This window comes from Arthrobacter sp. AG1021 (assembly GCF_003633665.1).
Lineage (GTDB): Bacteria > Actinomycetota > Actinomycetes > Actinomycetales > Micrococcaceae > Glutamicibacter > Glutamicibacter soli.
Genome location: NZ_RBLB01000006.1, coordinates 940,975 through 957,774, shown reverse-complemented (window position 1 = coordinate 957,774; position 16,800 = coordinate 940,975). Strand labels below are relative to the sequence as shown.

14 protein-coding genes are annotated in these 16,800 nt (G+C 65.7%); 2 read left to right on the top strand and 12 right to left on the bottom strand.

Annotation, left to right across the window (positions count from 1 at the left end):
* Positions 1-51: 51 nt before the first annotated feature.
* The 3 genes from DFO58_RS04685 to hisS form a co-directional block, all read right to left on the bottom strand.
* Positions 52-1,098 (bottom strand): hypothetical protein, encoded by a 1,047-nt coding sequence (locus DFO58_RS04685; protein WP_147407187.1) that lies wholly within the window; start codon positions 1,096-1,098, stop codon positions 52-54.
* Positions 1,099-1,346: 248 nt separating this feature from the next.
* Entirely contained in the window at positions 1,347-3,149 is a 1,803-nt protein-coding gene (aspS, locus tag DFO58_RS04680) for an aspartate--tRNA ligase (RefSeq protein WP_120989408.1), read from the bottom strand.
* 88 nt (positions 3,150-3,237) lie between these two features.
* Positions 3,238-4,560 carry a histidine--tRNA ligase gene (gene hisS / locus DFO58_RS04675; protein ID WP_047119193.1) on the bottom strand — a complete coding sequence of 441 codons (1,323 nt, stop codon included), beginning with the start codon at positions 4,558-4,560 and terminating at the stop codon, positions 3,238-3,240.
* Positions 4,561-4,743: 183 nt separating this feature from the next.
* Here hisS and DFO58_RS04670 point away from each other — a divergent pair, with 183 nt between their 5' ends.
* On the top strand, positions 4,744-6,102 hold the full coding sequence (locus DFO58_RS04670) for a DUF349 domain-containing protein (RefSeq protein WP_047119194.1): 1,359 nt from the start codon (positions 4,744-4,746) through the stop codon (positions 6,100-6,102).
* Positions 6,103-6,161: 59 nt separating this feature from the next.
* Positions 6,162-6,806, top strand: a complete 645-nt coding sequence (locus tag DFO58_RS04665) for a hypothetical protein (RefSeq protein WP_146955793.1) — start codon at positions 6,162-6,164, stop codon at positions 6,804-6,806.
* Here DFO58_RS04665 and DFO58_RS04660 read toward each other — a convergent pair whose 3' ends face one another.
* The 9 genes from DFO58_RS04660 to pdxT form a co-directional block, all read right to left on the bottom strand.
* On the bottom strand, positions 6,807-9,074 hold the full coding sequence (locus tag DFO58_RS04660; RefSeq protein ID WP_120989407.1) for a bifunctional (p)ppGpp synthetase/guanosine-3',5'-bis(diphosphate) 3'-pyrophosphohydrolase: 2,268 nt from the start codon (positions 9,072-9,074) through the stop codon (positions 6,807-6,809).
* 273 nt (positions 9,075-9,347) lie between these two features.
* On the bottom strand, positions 9,348-10,322 hold the full coding sequence (gene secF, locus DFO58_RS04655; RefSeq protein ID WP_047119197.1) for a protein translocase subunit SecF: 975 nt from the start codon (positions 10,320-10,322) through the stop codon (positions 9,348-9,350).
* Complete coding sequence (secD, locus tag DFO58_RS04650; protein WP_120989406.1) at positions 10,315-12,051, bottom strand: protein translocase subunit SecD; 1,737 nt, start codon at positions 12,049-12,051, stop codon at positions 10,315-10,317. Before secD ends, secF begins: the two co-directional genes overlap by 8 nt.
* A 55-nt stretch (positions 12,052-12,106) precedes the next feature.
* The gene (gene yajC / locus DFO58_RS04645) at positions 12,107-12,526 is read right to left on the bottom strand and encodes a preprotein translocase subunit YajC (protein WP_113606288.1); all 420 of its coding nucleotides are present in this window, start codon (positions 12,524-12,526) and stop codon (positions 12,107-12,109) included.
* A 185-nt stretch (positions 12,527-12,711) separates the two neighbouring features.
* Entirely contained in the window at positions 12,712-13,761 is a 1,050-nt protein-coding gene (gene ruvB, locus DFO58_RS04640; protein ID WP_082344761.1) for a Holliday junction branch migration DNA helicase RuvB, read from the bottom strand.
* A gap of 9 nt (positions 13,762-13,770) precedes the next feature.
* Complete coding sequence (gene ruvA, locus DFO58_RS04635) at positions 13,771-14,394, bottom strand: Holliday junction branch migration protein RuvA (RefSeq protein WP_047119199.1); 624 nt, start codon at positions 14,392-14,394, stop codon at positions 13,771-13,773.
* An 85-nt stretch (positions 14,395-14,479) separates the two neighbouring features.
* Positions 14,480-15,079: a crossover junction endodeoxyribonuclease RuvC gene (gene ruvC, locus DFO58_RS04630; RefSeq protein WP_120989405.1), complete on the bottom strand. Its 600-nt coding sequence runs from the start codon at positions 15,077-15,079 to the stop codon at positions 14,480-14,482.
* Positions 15,080-15,083: 4 nt separating this feature from the next.
* Positions 15,084-15,842 carry a YebC/PmpR family DNA-binding transcriptional regulator gene (locus DFO58_RS04625; RefSeq protein WP_120989404.1) on the bottom strand — a complete coding sequence of 253 codons (759 nt, stop codon included), beginning with the start codon at positions 15,840-15,842 and terminating at the stop codon, positions 15,084-15,086.
* 3 nt (positions 15,843-15,845) lie between these two features.
* Positions 15,846-16,457: a pyridoxal 5'-phosphate synthase glutaminase subunit PdxT gene (pdxT, locus tag DFO58_RS04620; RefSeq protein WP_120989403.1), complete on the bottom strand. Its 612-nt coding sequence runs from the start codon at positions 16,455-16,457 to the stop codon at positions 15,846-15,848.
* Positions 16,458-16,800: the final 343 nt, after the last annotated feature.

Genomic DNA, 16,800 nt, shown 5'->3' with positions numbered 1-16,800 from the left:
CCCGGCCTGTTCTGGCGCGACCGTTGCTGCTTGTAAAGGGTTCTACAAACACTAGATATTGTCCTGGCGTTCGCTGACGGCATCGGCTGCCTGTTGCAGGGCTCGCAGCTTCGCCTGAACATGCTCTCCACGCTGCGAGGGAAGCAGTCTGGTAGCGAAGTAGGCCAGCAGCAGCATGCACAAAAAGGCGAGGAAGGCAGTCCACCACGAGATTCCGTTGGTGGATATTTCGCCTATATTACCGGACAGGTAGTAGCCGAATAGCAGCAGCAGCGCGCAATTCTTGAGCATCCAGCGACGATGCACCGCGGCTGCATTGCCCGGCGCCGCCTGGATGGCGAATTCGTTGGGTGTGCCCAGATCGTTGACGATGTCCGTGGTGTTCGCGTCCTGGGAGTTCTCGTGCCAGCCCTGCCTGGCTTCTTCCAGCACAGAGGCAGCTTCCCGCCGGGTGAATCCGTAGCGGCCGCGAAGGATTCTCCTGGTCTGAGCAAACCATAGACCTGGATCCAGATTCAGGGCCGCCTCGTCGGCTGGGGAATGCGGCTTCGCGCTCGCCTCTGGCAGGAAGAAGACGCCCACTGCGAGCAGCAGGCCAAGCATCGGGACAACGGCATTGGGTGCTGGGATCGCCGCATCCTCCCCGGCCATCATGAACAGCGGCACTGCCACCAGGACGGTCGTGGGAAGCCCTACGGACAACAACAGCCATGCCGCCTTGAAACGCGAAGCGAGACGCAGGTAGGCGAAGCCCGTTCCAATGAGGGCTAGGGAGCCTCCCGCGATGAAGCAACCCAGCTGCCAGTACGTCCAACTCCAGGCGAGCCAGCCGTCCCTGAATGCGATCCAGAGGCCGAAGCCGACGGCCATGGCACCGATGGTGAGGCCGAATCCCAGAACGAGCGTGCGGAAGCTGTCAACGGGCAGTTCATTCTGGCCAAGCTGTTGGGGGGATTTGATTTCGCGCACTCGATGCTTGCCAAAAATCCAGCCGTTGCCCAGGAGCTGCTCGGCGGATTCGCCACTGGCATGGATCCACTCGCGCTGGGCGAGCAGCTCTTCTTCGCACTGCGCCGGCGTGGCATCGGCGATGACCATGGCCGCATGGAATTGCTCGGCCCATTCGCGGTCGCCCGCTGGGTAGGAGTTGATGATTTTCGCGGTTGTGCTGAGTTCTGGATTGCTGCCCATCGCCGCCTCGCCGAAGTCGTCCTACTAGATCAGTTTTCAACCTAGTGCAGTTTTTTTCCCATGGCAAGCGCCAGCACGGGCCCGGCTTAACGGCAACGGGGCCGGGAGGATCCATGCGGATTCTCCCGGCCCCGTCCAGGCAGCTTGGGCCAAGGCTATTTGGCTTCTGCCTCAGCCTTCGACTCGGCGTCGGCCTTCTTCTTCTCGGGCTTGAAGTCGATGCCGGCCTCCTTGCGCTGCTGCGTGGTGATCGGCGCCGGAGCTTGGGTCAGCGGGTCGAAGCCGCCGCCAGTCTTCGGGAAGGCGATGACGTCGCGGATGGACTCCGAACCGGTGAGCAGCTGCAGCACGCGGTCCCAGCCCAGGGCGATGCCGCCATGCGGCGGGGCGCCGTACTTGAAGCCCTCGAGCAGGAAGCCGAACTGGGTCTGCGCCTGCTCCTCGCTCACGCCCATCAGCTTGAAGACGCGTTCCTGCACGTCGCGCTGGTGGATACGGATCGAGCCGCCGCCGATTTCGTTGCCGTTGCAGACGATGTCGTAGGCGTAGGACAGGGCCGAGGCAGGGTCGGTGTCGAAGGTGTCCAGGAACTCTGGCTTCGGGCTGGTGAACGCGTGGTGCACGGCGGTCCAGGCACCGGCGCCCACTGCCACGTCGCCCGAGGCGACCGCGGCGGAGGCAGGTTCGAACATCGGCGCGTCAACAACCCACACGAAGGCCCAGTCGCCGTCCTTGATCAATCCGGTGCGGTGGCCGATCTCCACACGGACCGAGCCGAGCAGGGCGCGGGATTCGGCCTTGTCGCCGGCGGAGAAGAAGATGCAGTCCCCCGGCTTGGCGCCGGTGGCGGCGGCCAGGCCCGCCTTCTCCTCCTCGGAGAGGTTCTTGGCCACCGGGCCGGCCAGCTCGCCGTCTTCCTTGAGCAGCACGTAGGCAAGGCCCTTCGCGCCGCGCTGCTTGGCGAATTCCTGCCAGGCATCCAGGGTGCGGCGGGGCTGCGAGGCGCCGCCGGGCATGACCACGGCGCCGACGTAGGCCGACTGGAACACCTTGAAGGAGGTGTTCGCGAAGTACTCGGTCATCTCGGTCAGCTCGAGGCCGAAGCGCAGGTCCGGCTTGTCCGAACCGTACTTCTCCATGGCCTCGGCGTAGGTCATGCGGCGGATCGGGGTCGGGATCTCAACGTCGATCAGCGCCCAGATGGCTTTGACCAGCTTCTCGCCCAGGGCGATGATGTCGTCTTCCTCGACGAACGAGGCCTCGATGTCCAGCTGGGTGAACTCCGGCTGGCGATCGGCGCGGAAGTCCTCGTCGCGGTAGCAGCGCGCGATCTGGTAGTACTTCTCGAAGCCGCCGACCTGCAGCAGCTGCTTGAACAGCTGCGGGGACTGCGGCAGCGCGTACCAGCTGCCCGGGGACAGTCGGGCGGGAACGACGAAGTCGCGGGCGCCTTCCGGGGTGGAGCGGGTCAGCGTCGGGGTCTCGATCTCCACGAAGCCCTCGTCGTGCAGCAGGTTGCGGGCCACGCGGTTGACCTCGGAACGCAGGCGCAGGTTGCGGGTCGGGGTCGGGCGGCGCAGGTCAAGGTAGCGGTGGCGCAGGCGCGCCTCCTCGCCGACCTCGACGTGCTCATCAACCTGGAACGGCAGCGGCGCGGCGGTGTTCAGCACGATCACCTCGTCGGCGATCACCTCGATTTCGCCGGTGGGCAGGTTCGGGTTCTCGTTGCCTTCCGGGCGGCGCTCGACGGTGCCCTTGATCTGCAGCACGAACTCATTGCGCAGCGGGTGGAAGTCCTCCTCGTCGCGCACCACGACCTGGGCCACGCCCGAGGCGTCGCGCAGATCCAGGAACGCCACTCCACCGTGGTCACGGCGGCGGGCGACCCAGCCGGTGAGGGTGACCTGCTGTCCAATGTGCTCGGCGTTTAGCACGCCCAGCTGATGAGTGCGTAGCACTACGATCCTTTCGGTCGATTCGACAAAGTGCGAAGTTCTTCTTCGCAAGAGTTTAGTGCACCCGGTGCGGGTGCAGGGCGGCCGGAGCCTAGCCGACGGTGTTGTACAGGTCCTGCGCCGGCGGGGCCCAGACGGCCGGGTCGGCGGAAACCTGCTCGCCGGAACGGATGTCCTTGACCTCGTGGGTGCCGTCCGCGTGGGTGAACCAGACGAACGGAATCCCGCGGCGATCTGCGTACTTGATCTGCTTGCCGAACTTCTCCGCGCTGGAGGCCACCTCGCAGGCGATCCCCCGTCCGCGCAGCGCGGCGGCGACGTCCTGCGCCTCGTGCCAGGAGTCGTCGTGGGCGAGGGTGACATACACCACCGAGGGCACCGAACGCGCGGCCTTCACCGTTTCCTCGGCGAGGATGCGGGAGATCAGGCGGGTGACGCCGATGGACAGGCCAACACCCGGGTAGGTCTTCTTGCCCTTGGAGGCCAGCGACTCGTAACGTCCGCCCGAGCAGATCGAGCCCAGCGATTCGTGGCCCACCAGCACGGTCTCGTAGACGGTGCCGGTGTAGTAGTCCAGGCCGCGGGCGATGGACAAGTCGGCCATGACCTTGCCCGGGGCGCGCTTGGAGGCGGCGGCGATGACCTGCGAGAGCTCGTCCAGACCGGTGTCCAGCAGCTCGTGCTCGACGCCCAGGGCGCGGACCTGCTCGACGAAGGAGGTGTCCATGGTACGGATCTTGGCCAGCGCCAGCGCGGCGGCCGCCTGCTCGGCGGTGGCGCCGACGTCCTCGATGAGGATCTTGGCCACGGCGTCGTCGCCGATCTTCTCCAGCTTGTCGATGGCGCGCAGCACCGCGTCCGGGTCGTCGAGTCCCAGGCCGCGGTAGAAGCCCTCGGCGAGCTTGCGGTTGTTCACGCGCAGCCGGAAGTCGCCGATCGGCAGGGCGGAGAGGGCGTCGGCGATGGTCAGCGCCAGCTCGACGTCGTAGCTGAAGGGCAAGGTGCCCTCGCCGACCACGTCGATGTCGGCCTGGGTGAATTCGCGGAAGCGGCCGTCCTGCGGGCGTTCGCCGCGCCAGACCTTCTGCATCTGGTAGCGGCGGAACGGGAAGGCCAGGTGGCCGGCGTTCTCCACCACGTAGCGGGCGAAGGGCACGGTCAGATCGAAGTGCAGGGCCAGCGCGTTCGGATCGTCCTTGTCGTCCTCGGCGGCCAGGCGGGAAAGGCCGTAGACCTCCTTGTCGATCTCGCCCTTGCGCAGCAGCTGCGCCCGGGTTTCCACGGCGCGGGTCTCGATGTTCGCGAAGCCGTGCAGCTCGAAGGTGCGGCGCAAGGTATCGAGCACATGCTGCTCGACCACCCGCTCGGCCGGAAGCCATTCGGGGAAACCTGATAGGGAGGCCTTGCGTGCCATGAAACTCCTTGGTGCATCGTGCTGTAGGCAAAAACTGCGCGCAAACCGCCGTGCGAACGCGCCACCTACCCATCTTATAGCGCCAACACGAAGAAACCTGCGCACGTCGGCTTACTAAGAAGCGGAGGTCACAGGTAGAGTTGGCTGAGCAAGTACAGCGCAAAAAGTGAAAGAGTTTCAGCGGTGACCACCAGTCAGCAATCCGACGACAGCCAGAAGACCCCCGTGCCGCAGGCCGTAAAGCCTGCCGCGAAGCCGGTCGTAGCCCAGCCAGTCGTGCATTCCACGCCCCTTGACGAAGCGGCCAAGTTCGCCCGCGTCGCCGAGGACGGCCACGTATTCGTCATCATCGACGGCGCCGAGCACCCGGTCGGCCAGTACCCGGACGCGACCGCCGAGGAGGCCCTGGCCTACTTTGTGCGCAAATATGACGACGTCTTCTCCCAGCTGATGCTGCTCGAGCAGCGTGTGGCAGCCAAGGCCCCGGCCGGCGAGATGGGCAAGACCATCGACGCGCTGGCCGCCGCCGTGGCCGAGCGCCACATGGTCGGCGACATCGCGCTGCTGGAATCCCGGCTGGAAACCGTGCGCGTGGCGGTGCAGGAGCTGTCCGCCGCCCAGCGCCAGGCCAACGAGGCCGCCCGCGCCGAGCAGCTGGCCGTGCGCGAGGGCATCGTCGAGCAGGCCGAAGCCATGGCCGCCAAGCGCCCTGAGCAGATCCAGTGGAAGACCGCCTCGGCGGCCATGAACGAGCTGTTCGAGAACTGGAAGGCGACCCAGCGCTCCTCGGTACGCCTGCCGCGCGCCACCGAAGACGCCCTGTGGAAGCGCTTCCGCGCCGCCCGCACGACCTTCGACCGCCACCGCCGCGCCTACTTCTCGCAGCTGGATTCCACCAACGCCGCCGCGAAGGCAGTCAAGGAGGAGCTGATCGCGCGCGCCGAGGCGCTGCAGAACTCCACCGACTGGGCCGCTACCGCCGCAGAGTACCGCAAGCTCATGGACGAGTGGAAGAAGTCGCGCCGCGCCTCGCGCAAGGACGACGACCAGCTCTGGGGCCGCTTCCGCGCCGCCCAGGACGTGTTCTTCCAGGCCCGCGCCGAGGCCAACGCCGCTGTGGACGCCGAATTCGCCGCCAACCTCGTGGTGAAGGAAGCCCTGCTGGAGGAAGCCCGCGCGCTGCTGCCGATCAACGACCTGGCCGCCGCCAAGGCCAAGCTGGATTCAATCCGCGGCCGCTGGGAAGACGCCGGAAAGGTGCCGCGCGGGGACCTGCAGCGCATCGAGTCGGCGCTGCGCCAGGTGGAGGACGCCGTGAAGAGCGCCGAGGAAGAGCAGTGGCGCCGGTCCAACCCGGAGACCAAGGCCCGCTCGAACTCCATGCTCTCGCAGCTGCAGGAGACCATTGCCGCACTGGAGGCCGACCTGGCCGCCGCGCAGGCGAAGGGCAACGCCAAGCAGATCGCTTCGGCCCAGGAAGCCCTGGACGCCCGCCGCATGTGGCTGAGCACCCTGGAGAAGTCGGCAGCCGACTTCGAGTAATAATCCACAGTTCGCACGAGCACCGCCAACGCGGCGGCGTCACCTGCTTCAGTAGCCCTATGGAGAATCTACATCCCACGGCTTCTGGACGGTGCGCCGCCGCGTTGCGCATTCCGGAGGATCTGCTGATTGCCGGCGAGCTGTTCAGCCGCAATGAACTCGGGGCCATGGCCGGGCGCGGCCTGGTGCGCGAGGCGATGGGCAACTGCTTCGTGCCCATGTTCTTCAGGTACGACGCCGGGGTGCGGGCGCGGATCGCCGCGTTCGTCTCCGGGCGCCAGCTGCAGCGCCACGACGTGATCTGCCGCGAGACCGCCGCCTGGGTGCACGGGCTGCTGCCCTACACCTTCGCGCTGCGGATCAATTCGCCCGGCTACCGGCGGCCCTATCGCCCGGGCAACGGGCTGCAGGTGAGCTTCTCGCAGCTCGAGCTGGCCGAGGAGGAGATCATCTTCCGCCAGCGGGTGAAGGTCACCAGCCTGCTGCGCACGGTGTGCGACTGCGCGGCCTACGATCCGCTGCCCAGCGCCACCAGGGTGCTGGCGGAGGTGGTGCGGCTTCAGGACAAGTTCCTGCATCTGGATGCGGTGGCGCAGCGGCTGGCGCAGTATCCCGCGCAGCCCGAGGTGTCCCGGGCGCTGCGGCTGGTCGAGTCCTTCGCCCCGGAGCGCCAGCTGGACGGGGACCGGCCGGCCGCGGCCTAGCTACCGCCGGGAGCCTGCGGTGGTGCGGTAGACGTCGTACACGCCGTCGATCCGGCGCACCTGGTTCAGCACGTGGCTCAGGAACTTCGGGTCGCCCATCTCGAAGGAGAAGCGGGAAATCGCCACACGTTCCCTGCTGGTCTGCACCGAGGCGGAGAGGATGTTCAGGTGGTTCTCGGAGAGGATCCGGGTCACGTCTGAAAGCAGCGACTTGCGGTCCAGCGCCTCGACCTGGATTTCCACCAGGAAGACTCCGTTGTGCTTCGAAGCCCAGGAGACGTTCACGATGCGGTCCGGCTCCCCGGCCAGCTGCGCAAGGTTCAGGCAGTCGGTGCGGTGCACCGAGACGCCGGCACCGCGGGTGACGAAGCCCTGGATCTCATCCGGCGGCACCGGGGTGCAGCAGCGGGCCAGCTTGACCAGCACGTCGCCCACGCCTTCCACGATCACGCCGGCGTCGTTCCCGGTCCGCTTGGTGGGGGCGTTGACCTTGACGTCGGCTTCTTCGTCGACCTGCTCGGCCTCCGGAGGGCCGATGAGCGCGGTGAGGTGCTCGATGACGTTCTGCGCGCTGGTGTGCCCGTCGCCGACCGACTGGTAGAGCGCGGAGATGTCCGAGTGGTGCAGTTCGCTGGCCACCGCGGAGAGCAGGTCGTGCGTCATCAGCTTCTGCAGCGGCAGCTGGTTGCGGCGCAGCTCCTTGGTGAGCAGCTCCTTGCCCTTCTCGATCGCCTCCTCACGGCGCTCCTTGGAGAAGTAGCCGCGGATCTTGGCCTTGGCGCGCGGGGACTTGACGAAGTTCTGCCAGTCCTGGGAGGGCCCGGCGCCCTCGGCCTTGGAGGTGAAGACCTCCACCACGTCGCCCTGCTTGAGCTCGGTGTGCAATGGGACCAGCTTGCCGTTCACGCGGGAGCCAATGGTGCGGTGCCCGACGTCGGTGTGGATGGAATAGGCGAAGTCCACCGGGGTGGCGCCCACCGGCAGCGACATGATGTCGCCCTTCGGGGTGAAGACGTAGACTTCTGCGGAGCTGATGGTGTAGCGCAGCCCGTCCAGGAACTCCTCGGAGTCCTCGGTGTCGGCCTGCCATTCCATCAGGGAGCGCAGCCAGTCCATGTTCTGCTCCGGGGAGAGCATGGAGTTCGCGTTCTGCCCGTGCTTGTACTGGAAGTGCGCGGCCACGCCGTATTCGGCGCGCACGTGCATGTCGTGGGTGCGGATCTGGATCTCCACCGGCTTGCCCTCGGGGCCCATCACGGTGGTGTGCAGCGACTGGTACAGGTTCAGCTTCGGGATCGCGATGTAGTCCTTGAAGCGGTTCGGCAGCGGGTTCCACTGCGCGTGCACCACGCCCAGGGCGCCGTAGCAGTCCTTGACGTTGTCCACCAGGATGCGCACGCCCATCAGGTCGTGGATGTCGTCGAAGTCCTTGCCGCGCACGATCATCTTCTGGTAGATCGAGTAGTAGTGCTTCGGGCGGCCGGAGACCGACGCGTGGATCGCCACTTCGCCGAGATCCTTGTCCAGCGTCTGGCGGATGTTGGCCAGGTACTTCTCGCGTTCGGGGGTGCGGTCCCCCACCATGCGCACGATCTCCTGGTAGACCAGCGGGTGCAGCGCGGCGAAGGACAGGTCCTCCAGCTCCCACTTGACGGTGTTCATGCCCAGGCGGTGGGCCAGCGGCGCGAAGATCTCCAGGGTTTCCTTGGCCTTGCGCGAGCTGGATTCGGGCGAGACGTAGCGCCAGGTGCGGGCGTTGTGCAGTCGGTCGGCCAGCTTGATCAGCAGCACCCGGATGTCGCGGGACATCGCCACCACCATCTTGCGCACCGTCTCGGCCGGGGCCGCGTCGCCGTAGGTGACCTTGTCCAGCTTCGTGACGCCGTCCACCAGCATCGCGATCTCCTCGGAGAATTCCTTCTTGACCGACTCCAGGGAGTACTCGGTGTCCTCCACGGTGTCGTGCAGCAGGGCGGCGGCGAGGATCGAGCCGGTCATGCCCATTTCGGCCAGGATCGTGGCCACTGCCACCGGGTGGGTGATGTAGGGGTCCCCGCTCTTGCGCTTCTGCCCCTCGTGGTACTTCTCGGCGACCTCGTAGGCGTGGACCAGCAGGTCCAGGTCCGCCTTGGGGTGCTTGGACTTCACGGTGCGCAGCAGCGGTTCCAGCGTCGGCGAGGTGCTCGGGGTGCTGCCGCGGCCTGCGAAGCGCACCAAACGTGAGATCGAGCGTCGTTTCCCATTGTTCAGGTTAGGCGTGTTGGCCATGCCCCGCTCCTTCCACGTTGCACCGGTCAAACAGAGACGGCGTCGCGCACGGCGAGATGATCGCCAGGTGCCGACGCCACTGCCTGCGTTCGGTCGAGATCAGTGCCGCCACGGGGGTTACCGCGGCTACCAGTAAAAACACGTTCTCCAGTTTATTCGTTATAGCACGTGAACCCGGTGTCCACGAATTCCGCGGTGTCACGGGTTAAGAAAATCGGCACCCCGCCACACAGGTGGCGGGTGCCGATTTTCTTCGGGCCGGGGGCCGGCGGACTAGGCCGCGGCGGCTTCCAGCTTCTTGGTGTGCGCGACGACCTCGGGGTCGTTGCGGCGCAGCCACGCGTACAGCGGGGCCTGGACGAAGATCGTGGACAGGGTGCCCACGATGATGCCGACGAACAGGGCCAGCGACAGGTCCTTGAGCGTACCGGCGCCCAACAGGTAGGAACCGATGAAAAGGATCGAGGCGACCGGCAGGACCGCCACCACGGAGGTGTTGATCGAGCGCACCAGGGTCTGGTTGATCGCCAGGTTCACCTGCTGCTCGAAGGTGCGTTCATTGCGCTTGGAGAAGTCCTTGGTGTTTTCGCGGATCTTGTCGAACACCACGACGGTGTCGTACAGCGAGTAGCTCAGGATCGTCAGGAAGCCGATGATCGCGCTCGGGGTGATCTCGAAACCGGTCAGCGAGTAGATGCCGCCGGTCACGATGATCACCGTGAACAGGCCGATGATGGCGGCCAGCGACATCTTCCAGGTGCGGAAGTACGCGGCCATCAGCAGGCCCACCAGCACCACGAAGACCAGCAGGCCGACCAGGGCCTGGCGGGAGACGTCCTGTCCCCAGGTCGGGCCGATGAAGTTGCTGGTGACCTCGTCGGCGCTCACGCCGTAGCCGGCGGCCAGGTCCTTGGCGATGGCCAGGGTCTGGTCGTCGGACAGGCGCTCGGTCTGGATGCGCATGGTGCCCGGGGCGATGTTGGTGACGGTCGCCTCGGCCTCCGGCGCGACGGCCTTGACTGCCTCCTCGCCGATGCCCTGCTCGGTGTGGGTCGTGTTCGACACGGTGAACTCCGAGCCGCCGCGGAAGTCGATGCCAAGGTTGAAGCCGCCCTTGACGACGGGCAACAGTATGGACAAGACCACCAGGACCGCCGCGATGCTGAACCACAGGCGGTGCTTGGAGGTGAACGGGTAGGAGCGTTTGCCCGTGTAGAGCTCGTTGCCCCACGTGACCAGCTTATTCATTGTTCTCCTCCTGCGCCTGGTCCTTGGCGGCCTTCGCCTTGGTGGAGGCGGAGACCGCTTCGGCGCGGCGGCGTTCGGCGATGGTCATGCGCTTGGCGGCCTCTGCGCCCGCCTTCTGGTTCTTCTTCCCGCGGTTCGCATCGACGTTGTCGGTGAAGCGGCGGATCTGGCCCGCGCCCTTGTACAGCGGCTCGGCGCCGAGCAGCGAGGGGTCCAGGCCGGAGAAGCGGTGGCCCTCGGCGAAGAACTTCGTGCGTGCCAGCAGCACCAGCGTCGGGTGGGTCATGCCGTACACGACCACGAGGTCGATGATGGCGGTCAAGCCCAGGGTGAAGGCGAAGCCTCGCACGTTGCCCACGGCCACGATGTACAGCACCACGGCCGCCAGCACGTTGACCGCCTTGGAGGCCAGGATGGTGCGCTCGGCGCGCTTCCAGCCGATGGCCACGGCGCTTGCCAGCGGACGCCCGTCGCGCAGCTCATCGCGCACGCGTTCGAAGTACACGATGAACGAGTCGGCGATCAGGCCGATGGCCACGATCAGGCCTGCCACGCCGGCCAGCGACAGGCGGTAGTTCATGCCCCAGCCCAGCAGCACCAGCGCCAGGTAGGTCAGCACGCCGGAGGCGATCAGCGACGCAATGGTCACGAAGCCCAGCGCGCGGTACTGGAAGATCGAGTAGATGAACACCGCGAACAGGCCGATGATGCCGGCGATCAGGCCGGCCTTGAGCTGGTCGGCGCCGAGGGTGGCGGAGACCTGCTGCTCGGACTGGATGTCGAAGCTGATCGGCAGGGCGCCGTACTTCAGCTGCTCGGCCAGCGCCTGGCTGGTCTCTTGGGTGAAGCCGCCGGAAATCTGCGGGCGGCCGTCGGAGATCACGGCGTTGGTCGTCGGGGCGGAGATCGTGTTGCCGTCGAGCACGATGGCGAACTGGTTGCGCGAACCGGTCAGCGAGATCAGCCGCTGGGTGGTGTCGGCGAAGGTCTTGGTGCCTTCGGAGTTGAACTCGATGACCACAACCCATTCGCCGGTGACCGAGCCGTTCACGCCGCGCGCCAGCTGGGCGTAGGCGTCGGCAATCTGGTCGCCGGGGATCTCCTGCGGGCCGAGGATGTACTTCACGCCCATGCGCTCATCGCACGAGATCATCGGCTTGGCAGGATCGTGCGTGGTGGTGCTGGCTTCCTTCAGCTCGGTCGGGCAGTCGTAGGCCTCGAACTGCTTGTACAGGTCTGCGCTGATCCAGTTGGTATCCGAAGGGTTCTCCGGTTTGCCGGTCGGCTTCGGCAGGTCCTTGGCAGGGGTGCGGTCGGCCTCCGGGGTGGCGGTGAACGCGCCGGTGATCAGCACCGGGCGGAACTCCATGTTCGCCGAGGCCTGGATCAGGTCGCGGGTCTCCTGGCTCGGAACACCCGGCATCGAGACGACGACGTTGCGTCCGGACTGGGTGGTGATTTCCGATTCGGTCACGCCGGCGCCGTCAACGCGCTGGCGGATGATCTCCACCGCCTGGTCCAGCTGCTCCTGGCTGATTGCCTGGTCGCCCTGGACACGCGGGGCCAGGATCATCTGGGTGCCGCCCTCCAGGTCCAGCGCGAGCTTCGGTGCGAAGCTCGTCTTGCCGCTGAGCACGCCGCCCACCAGCACGCCGGAGGCGATGAGGAAGACCACCAGCAGCCACAGCAAGGCTTTGCGTGCCTGCTTCACAGGTCTAATTGATGACATCTAATGTGCTTTCTCGTCTAGGCGGACCGATGCGGACCGCCGCGAATCGGCCTGGCTAGGCGTTGCGCTCATCCTTGCCTTCGTCGTTCAGGCGACGAAGGGACTCCTCCGGGGTTTCCACGGTGGACGACGGGGCATCGGCCTCGGCCACAGCAGGGGCGGCCGCCGCGGCAGCAGCGTCGTTGTCCAGGAAGGTTGCAATGGCCTGGCGGTGCAGGGTCAGCACCACGCCGTTGGCGACTTCGACCTGCACGCGGTCCTCGGCGTCGATACCGACGACGGTGCCGAAGATGCCCGAATTGGTCATGACCTTCGCACCCGGGACGGTGTTGTTCTTCAGTTTCTCCTGCTGGGCTGCCTGCTTCTTGCGCCCGCGGAACATCATGAAAATCAGCACTGCGAACAGCGCGATCATCAGGATCATCGAGGGGTTGAAGCCGCCGCCGGCGGCTTGGGCGATCACCAGAGAGTTCACGTAAATTACCTGCTAACGATTCGTTGCGAATGCTGAAAATTCGGGATGCTGCGGGCGTCAGCGACGCGCAAAACAGCAAAGACGCCCCACCCAGGCCCTGTCGAGGGCATAGGTCAGGCGTCTTTAGTCTAATGGGTGCGCGACTACGGGCGAACCATTTACGCGTCCGGTGAAGCGATGCTGGTCTAATCCTCATCGTTTTCATAGCTTTGGGCGCTGGCGAAAATGGCGTCCTTGGGCATGGCGATCCCCAGATGCTGCCAGGCGCTGGGCATTGCGATTCGCCCGCGCGGGGTGCGTCCCATCAAGCCCTCGCGCACGAGGTATGGCTCGGCGACGGTCTCCACGGTTTCGGTTTCCTCACCGACCGCAATGGCCAGGGTGGACAGGCCCACCGGTCCCCCGCCGAACTTCAGGCACAGCGCCTCGAGCACCGACCGGTCAAGTCGGTCCAATCCCCTGGAGTCGACCTCGTACATGTCCAGCGCGGCTGCCGCGGATTGGGCGTCGATCTCCTCGAGCTTGTGCACCAGCGCCCAGTCGCGCACGCGGCGCAGCAGGCGGTTGGCGATGCGCGGGGTCCCGCGGGAGCGTCCGGCGATTTCGGAGAAGGCTGCCGAGGTAACCCGCAGGTCCAGCATCATGGCCGAGCGGCGCAGCACCAGCTCAAGCTCCTCGACGGCGTAGAACTCCAGATGGCCGGTGAAGCCGAAGCGGTCGCGCAGCGGGCCGGGCAGCAGGCCTGCGCGGGTGGTGGCACCCACCAAGGTGAACGGCGGCAAATCCAGCGGGATGGCGGTCGCGCCGGCGCCCTTGCCCACGACGATGTCGACGCGGAAGTCCTCCATCGCCATGTAGAGCATTTCCTCGGCCGGCCGCGACATGCGGTGGATCTCGTCCAGGAACAGCACTTCGCCTTCGGTCAGCGAGGACAGGATGGCGGCCAGGTCGCCGGCATGCTGGATGGCAGGTCCCGAGGAGATGCGCAGCGGCGCGTTCATTTCCGCGGCGATGATCATCGACAAGGTGGTCTTGCCCAGCCCCGGAGGGCCTGAAAGCAGCACGTGGTCGGCGCTGCGTTCGCGGATCTTGGCCGCTTCGAGCACCAGGGAAAGCTGCTGGCGCACGCGGGACTGGCCCACGAAGTCGTCCAGGTTGCGCGGGCGCAGCGCGGCTTCCAGCGCATGCTCCTCCGGTTCGCTTCCGGCGTGGGTCAGCGGTTTGGAATCAGACACGGGGTAATCCTATCGGGCGCGGTTGGCGCTGGACATGCTGCGCAGGGCCGCGCGCAGGATGTCGGCCACGTTGCCGGTGGCGACGATGTCGGGATCCGCCTTGGACAGCGCCTTGAGCGTGGCGGTGGCATCCTTCTCGCTCCAGCCCAGCCCGGTGAGCGCCTCGATGACCTGCGGTTCCCAGACCGAGGCGGAACCGGCAGCTGCGGATCCGGAGGGCACCGGGGCGCCGGTGGGAACGAGCTTGCCGTTCAGCTCCAGCACGATGCGGCTGGCGCCCTTGGGGCCGATGCCGGAGACCTTGGTGAAGGCGGCGGTGTCCTTGGTGTTGGCGGCGATGCGCACTTCTTCGGGGGTGTGCACGGCGAGGATGGCCAGGCCGGTACGCGGCCCGATGCCGGAAACGCCGATCAGCACCTCGAAGACGTCGCGTTCCTCGGTGGTGGCGAAGCCGAACAGGGTCATCGAGTCCTCGCGCACCACCATGGAGGTGTGCACGGTGGCCTCGCGTCCCTGGTGCAGGGTGGACAGCGTGCCGGGGGTGGCATTGACCAACATGCCAAAGCCGTTCACGTTGAGCACGGCGGTGTTCAGGGACACCGCTTGGACGGTGCCGGTCAATGAGCTGATCATGCCACTCCTTGGGATATATGTTCGATCCCAGACAGTTTATCGAAGATACCTACGAAGCGCGACGTCTGCCTGTCGCGGGTGAGTCTCAGCGCCGAGCGGCGCGGTGCTTGGCCGAAGCCTCGGCGGCGATCCAGGCGCGTTGGGCGGTGGTGAGCTGCCGGGACCCGGAGGAGCTGGCAGCGGAGGCGGAGGCATTGGAGCCGGCGGCCGCGCCGCGCCATGCGTGGGCGATCGCCAGGGCGACCGCGTCGGCGGCGTCAGCTGGTTTGGGTGGCTCGTCCAGGCGGCAGATCTTGGCAACCATCTTGCCGATGGCGGCCTTGGTGGCCTGCCCGGAGCCGGTGACCGCGGCCTTGACCTCGGTCGGGGTATGCAACGCCACGGGGATGCCGCGGCGGGCGGCGGCGGTGATGACGATGCCGGTCACCTGCGCGGTGCCGATCACCGTTGAGACGTTGACCTGGGCGAAAACCCGTTCGATGGCCAGCACGTCCGGCTTGTGGGTATCCAGCCAGGCGTCGATCGCGTTCGCGATGGCCAGCAGGCGGGCATCCAGCGGGGTGCCCGGCGGCGTGCCCGCGACGGTGACGTCGACGAGTTCTACTTGTCGGCTTGCAGAAACGTCGACCACGGCCAACCCGCAGCGGGTCAGGCCGGGGTCGACGCCCACGACTCGAAGGGACAAACCCCTAGTTCTCCTCGTCCAGCGCTGCGCGAACCTCGTCGGACAGGTCGGCGTTGGTGTAGACGTTCTGCACATCGTCCAGCTCTTCCAACGCGTCGAACAGCTTCAGGAACTTGCGGGCCCCGTCCACGTCCAGGTCCACCTTCATGGACGGCAGGAATTCCATTTCGTCGGACTCGTAGGCGATTTCGGCCTCATCCAGCGCAGCTGCCACGGCGCGCAGGTCGCTTGGCTCGCAGACGATGGCGAAGCTGTCGTCCTCGTCCAGGATCTCGTCGGCACCCGCGTCCAGGACAACCATCAGCAGGTCGTCTTCGGTCAGCTCGCCCTTCGGCAGGCGGACAACGCCCTTGCGGGCGAACAGGTAGCTCACGGAGCCCGGGTCGGCGATGGAGCCGCCGTTGCGGGTGATGCCCACGCGGACCTCGGAGGCCGCACGGTTCTTGTTGTCGGTGAGGCACTCGATCAGCAGTGCGGAGCCCTGCGGACCGCGCGCTTCGTAGATGATTTCGGTGTAGTCGACGACCTCGCCGGTCAGGCCCGCACCACGCTTGACGGCGCGGTCGATGTTGTTGATCGGCACGGAGTTCTTCTTGGCCTTGCTGATCGCAAGTTCAAGAGCAGGGTTGCCGGCCATATCGGCACCGCCGGCACGGGCTGCTACTTCAATGCCCTTGATGAATTTCGCGAAGGCCTTGGCGCGCTTGGCGTCAATGGCTGCCTTCTTGTGCTTGGTTGTTGCCCATTTGGAGTGGCCTGACATGCTTTAAGCGTCTCCTCGCGTAATTTTGATGAAGAATTCATGGATGGCAGCGCTTCCGGATACCTCCGGATGAAAGCTGGTTGCCAACAGATTTCCCTGACGTACTGCAACGATTCTACCTTGTGACGACGGATCCGCTCCGGGTACGGTGCTGATCACTTCAACGTCCGGGCCAACCTGCACCGCTTCAGGGGCTCGGATGAACACCGCTTCGAGGTTGACGCCGTTGAAATCCAGTCGGTTCTCGAACGAATCGACCTGCCGTCCGAAAGCGTTGCGACGAACCGTCATGTCGATCCCGCCGAAAGTCTCCTGGACCGCGCCATTGCTGGCAACGGCGGGATTTTCCAGACGATCAGCCAGCATGATCATTCCTGCGCAAGAACCATAGGCCGGCATGCCGTCGGCAATACGTCGGCGAATCGGATCAGCGAGACCATAAATGCGCGACAGGCGGTCAATCACCGACGACTCGCCGCCAGGAATAACTAGCGCGTCGATCCGCCCCAGATCTTCGACAGTGCGCACGGGCACAGCGACTTCACCAAGTTCTGTCAACGAAGCCAGGTGTTCACGAAAATCACCCTGCAGGGCAAGGACACCGAAGAGCGGCATGGTTCTACCTTCATAATTGAATCGATCCCCCACGGACTCGACGCTCAAAAAACGGAATCCATCGGGACAGCGCGCAGGCAATCCAGCAAGCGCCGGATCAACGTTATTCCTCCCCCACTGCTCATACAGGTTTTATTACCAGGCGTGTCGCGATTCTTTCGCATCTCCAGAAGCGCTCGAAACAACTATCTGCGTTGCCCACTTCCGCACTTGACTACCACTAGTGGGCTCGCGGTCTGAATTGCATACCAGCAGCTTTGAGTAGATTCCGGAATTTTCAAGTAAGCACGACTGCATCGCTTTGCGCCAGTTATCCACAGATTTGAGCAAAACTCTCCCAATC

Bases quoted from the DNA above. Each gene is read 5' to 3' on its own strand.
- DFO58_RS04685 (WP_147407187.1), bottom strand. From the start codon at position 1,098: ATGGTCATCGCCGATGCCACGCCGGCGCAGTGCGAAGAAGAGCTGCTC.
- hisS (WP_047119193.1), bottom strand. From the start codon at position 4,560: ATGGCACGCAAGGCCTCCCTATCAGGTTTCCCCGAATGGCTTCCGGCC.
- DFO58_RS04665 (WP_146955793.1), top strand. From the start codon at position 6,162: ATGGAGAATCTACATCCCACGGCTTCTGGACGGTGCGCCGCCGCGTTG.
- DFO58_RS04660 (WP_120989407.1), bottom strand. From the start codon at position 9,074: ATGGCCAACACGCCTAACCTGAACAATGGGAAACGACGCTCGATCTCA.
- secF (WP_047119197.1), bottom strand. From the start codon at position 10,322: ATGAATAAGCTGGTCACGTGGGGCAACGAGCTCTACACGGGCAAACGC.
- secD (WP_120989406.1), bottom strand. From the start codon at position 12,051: ATGTCATCAATTAGACCTGTGAAGCAGGCACGCAAAGCCTTGCTGTGG.
- ruvA (WP_047119199.1), bottom strand. From the start codon at position 14,394: ATGATCAGCTCATTGACCGGCACCGTCCAAGCGGTGTCCCTGAACACC.
- DFO58_RS04625 (WP_120989404.1), bottom strand. From the start codon at position 15,842: ATGTCAGGCCACTCCAAATGGGCAACAACCAAGCACAAGAAGGCAGCC.
- pdxT (WP_120989403.1), bottom strand. From the start codon at position 16,457: ATGCCGCTCTTCGGTGTCCTTGCCCTGCAGGGTGATTTTCGTGAACAC.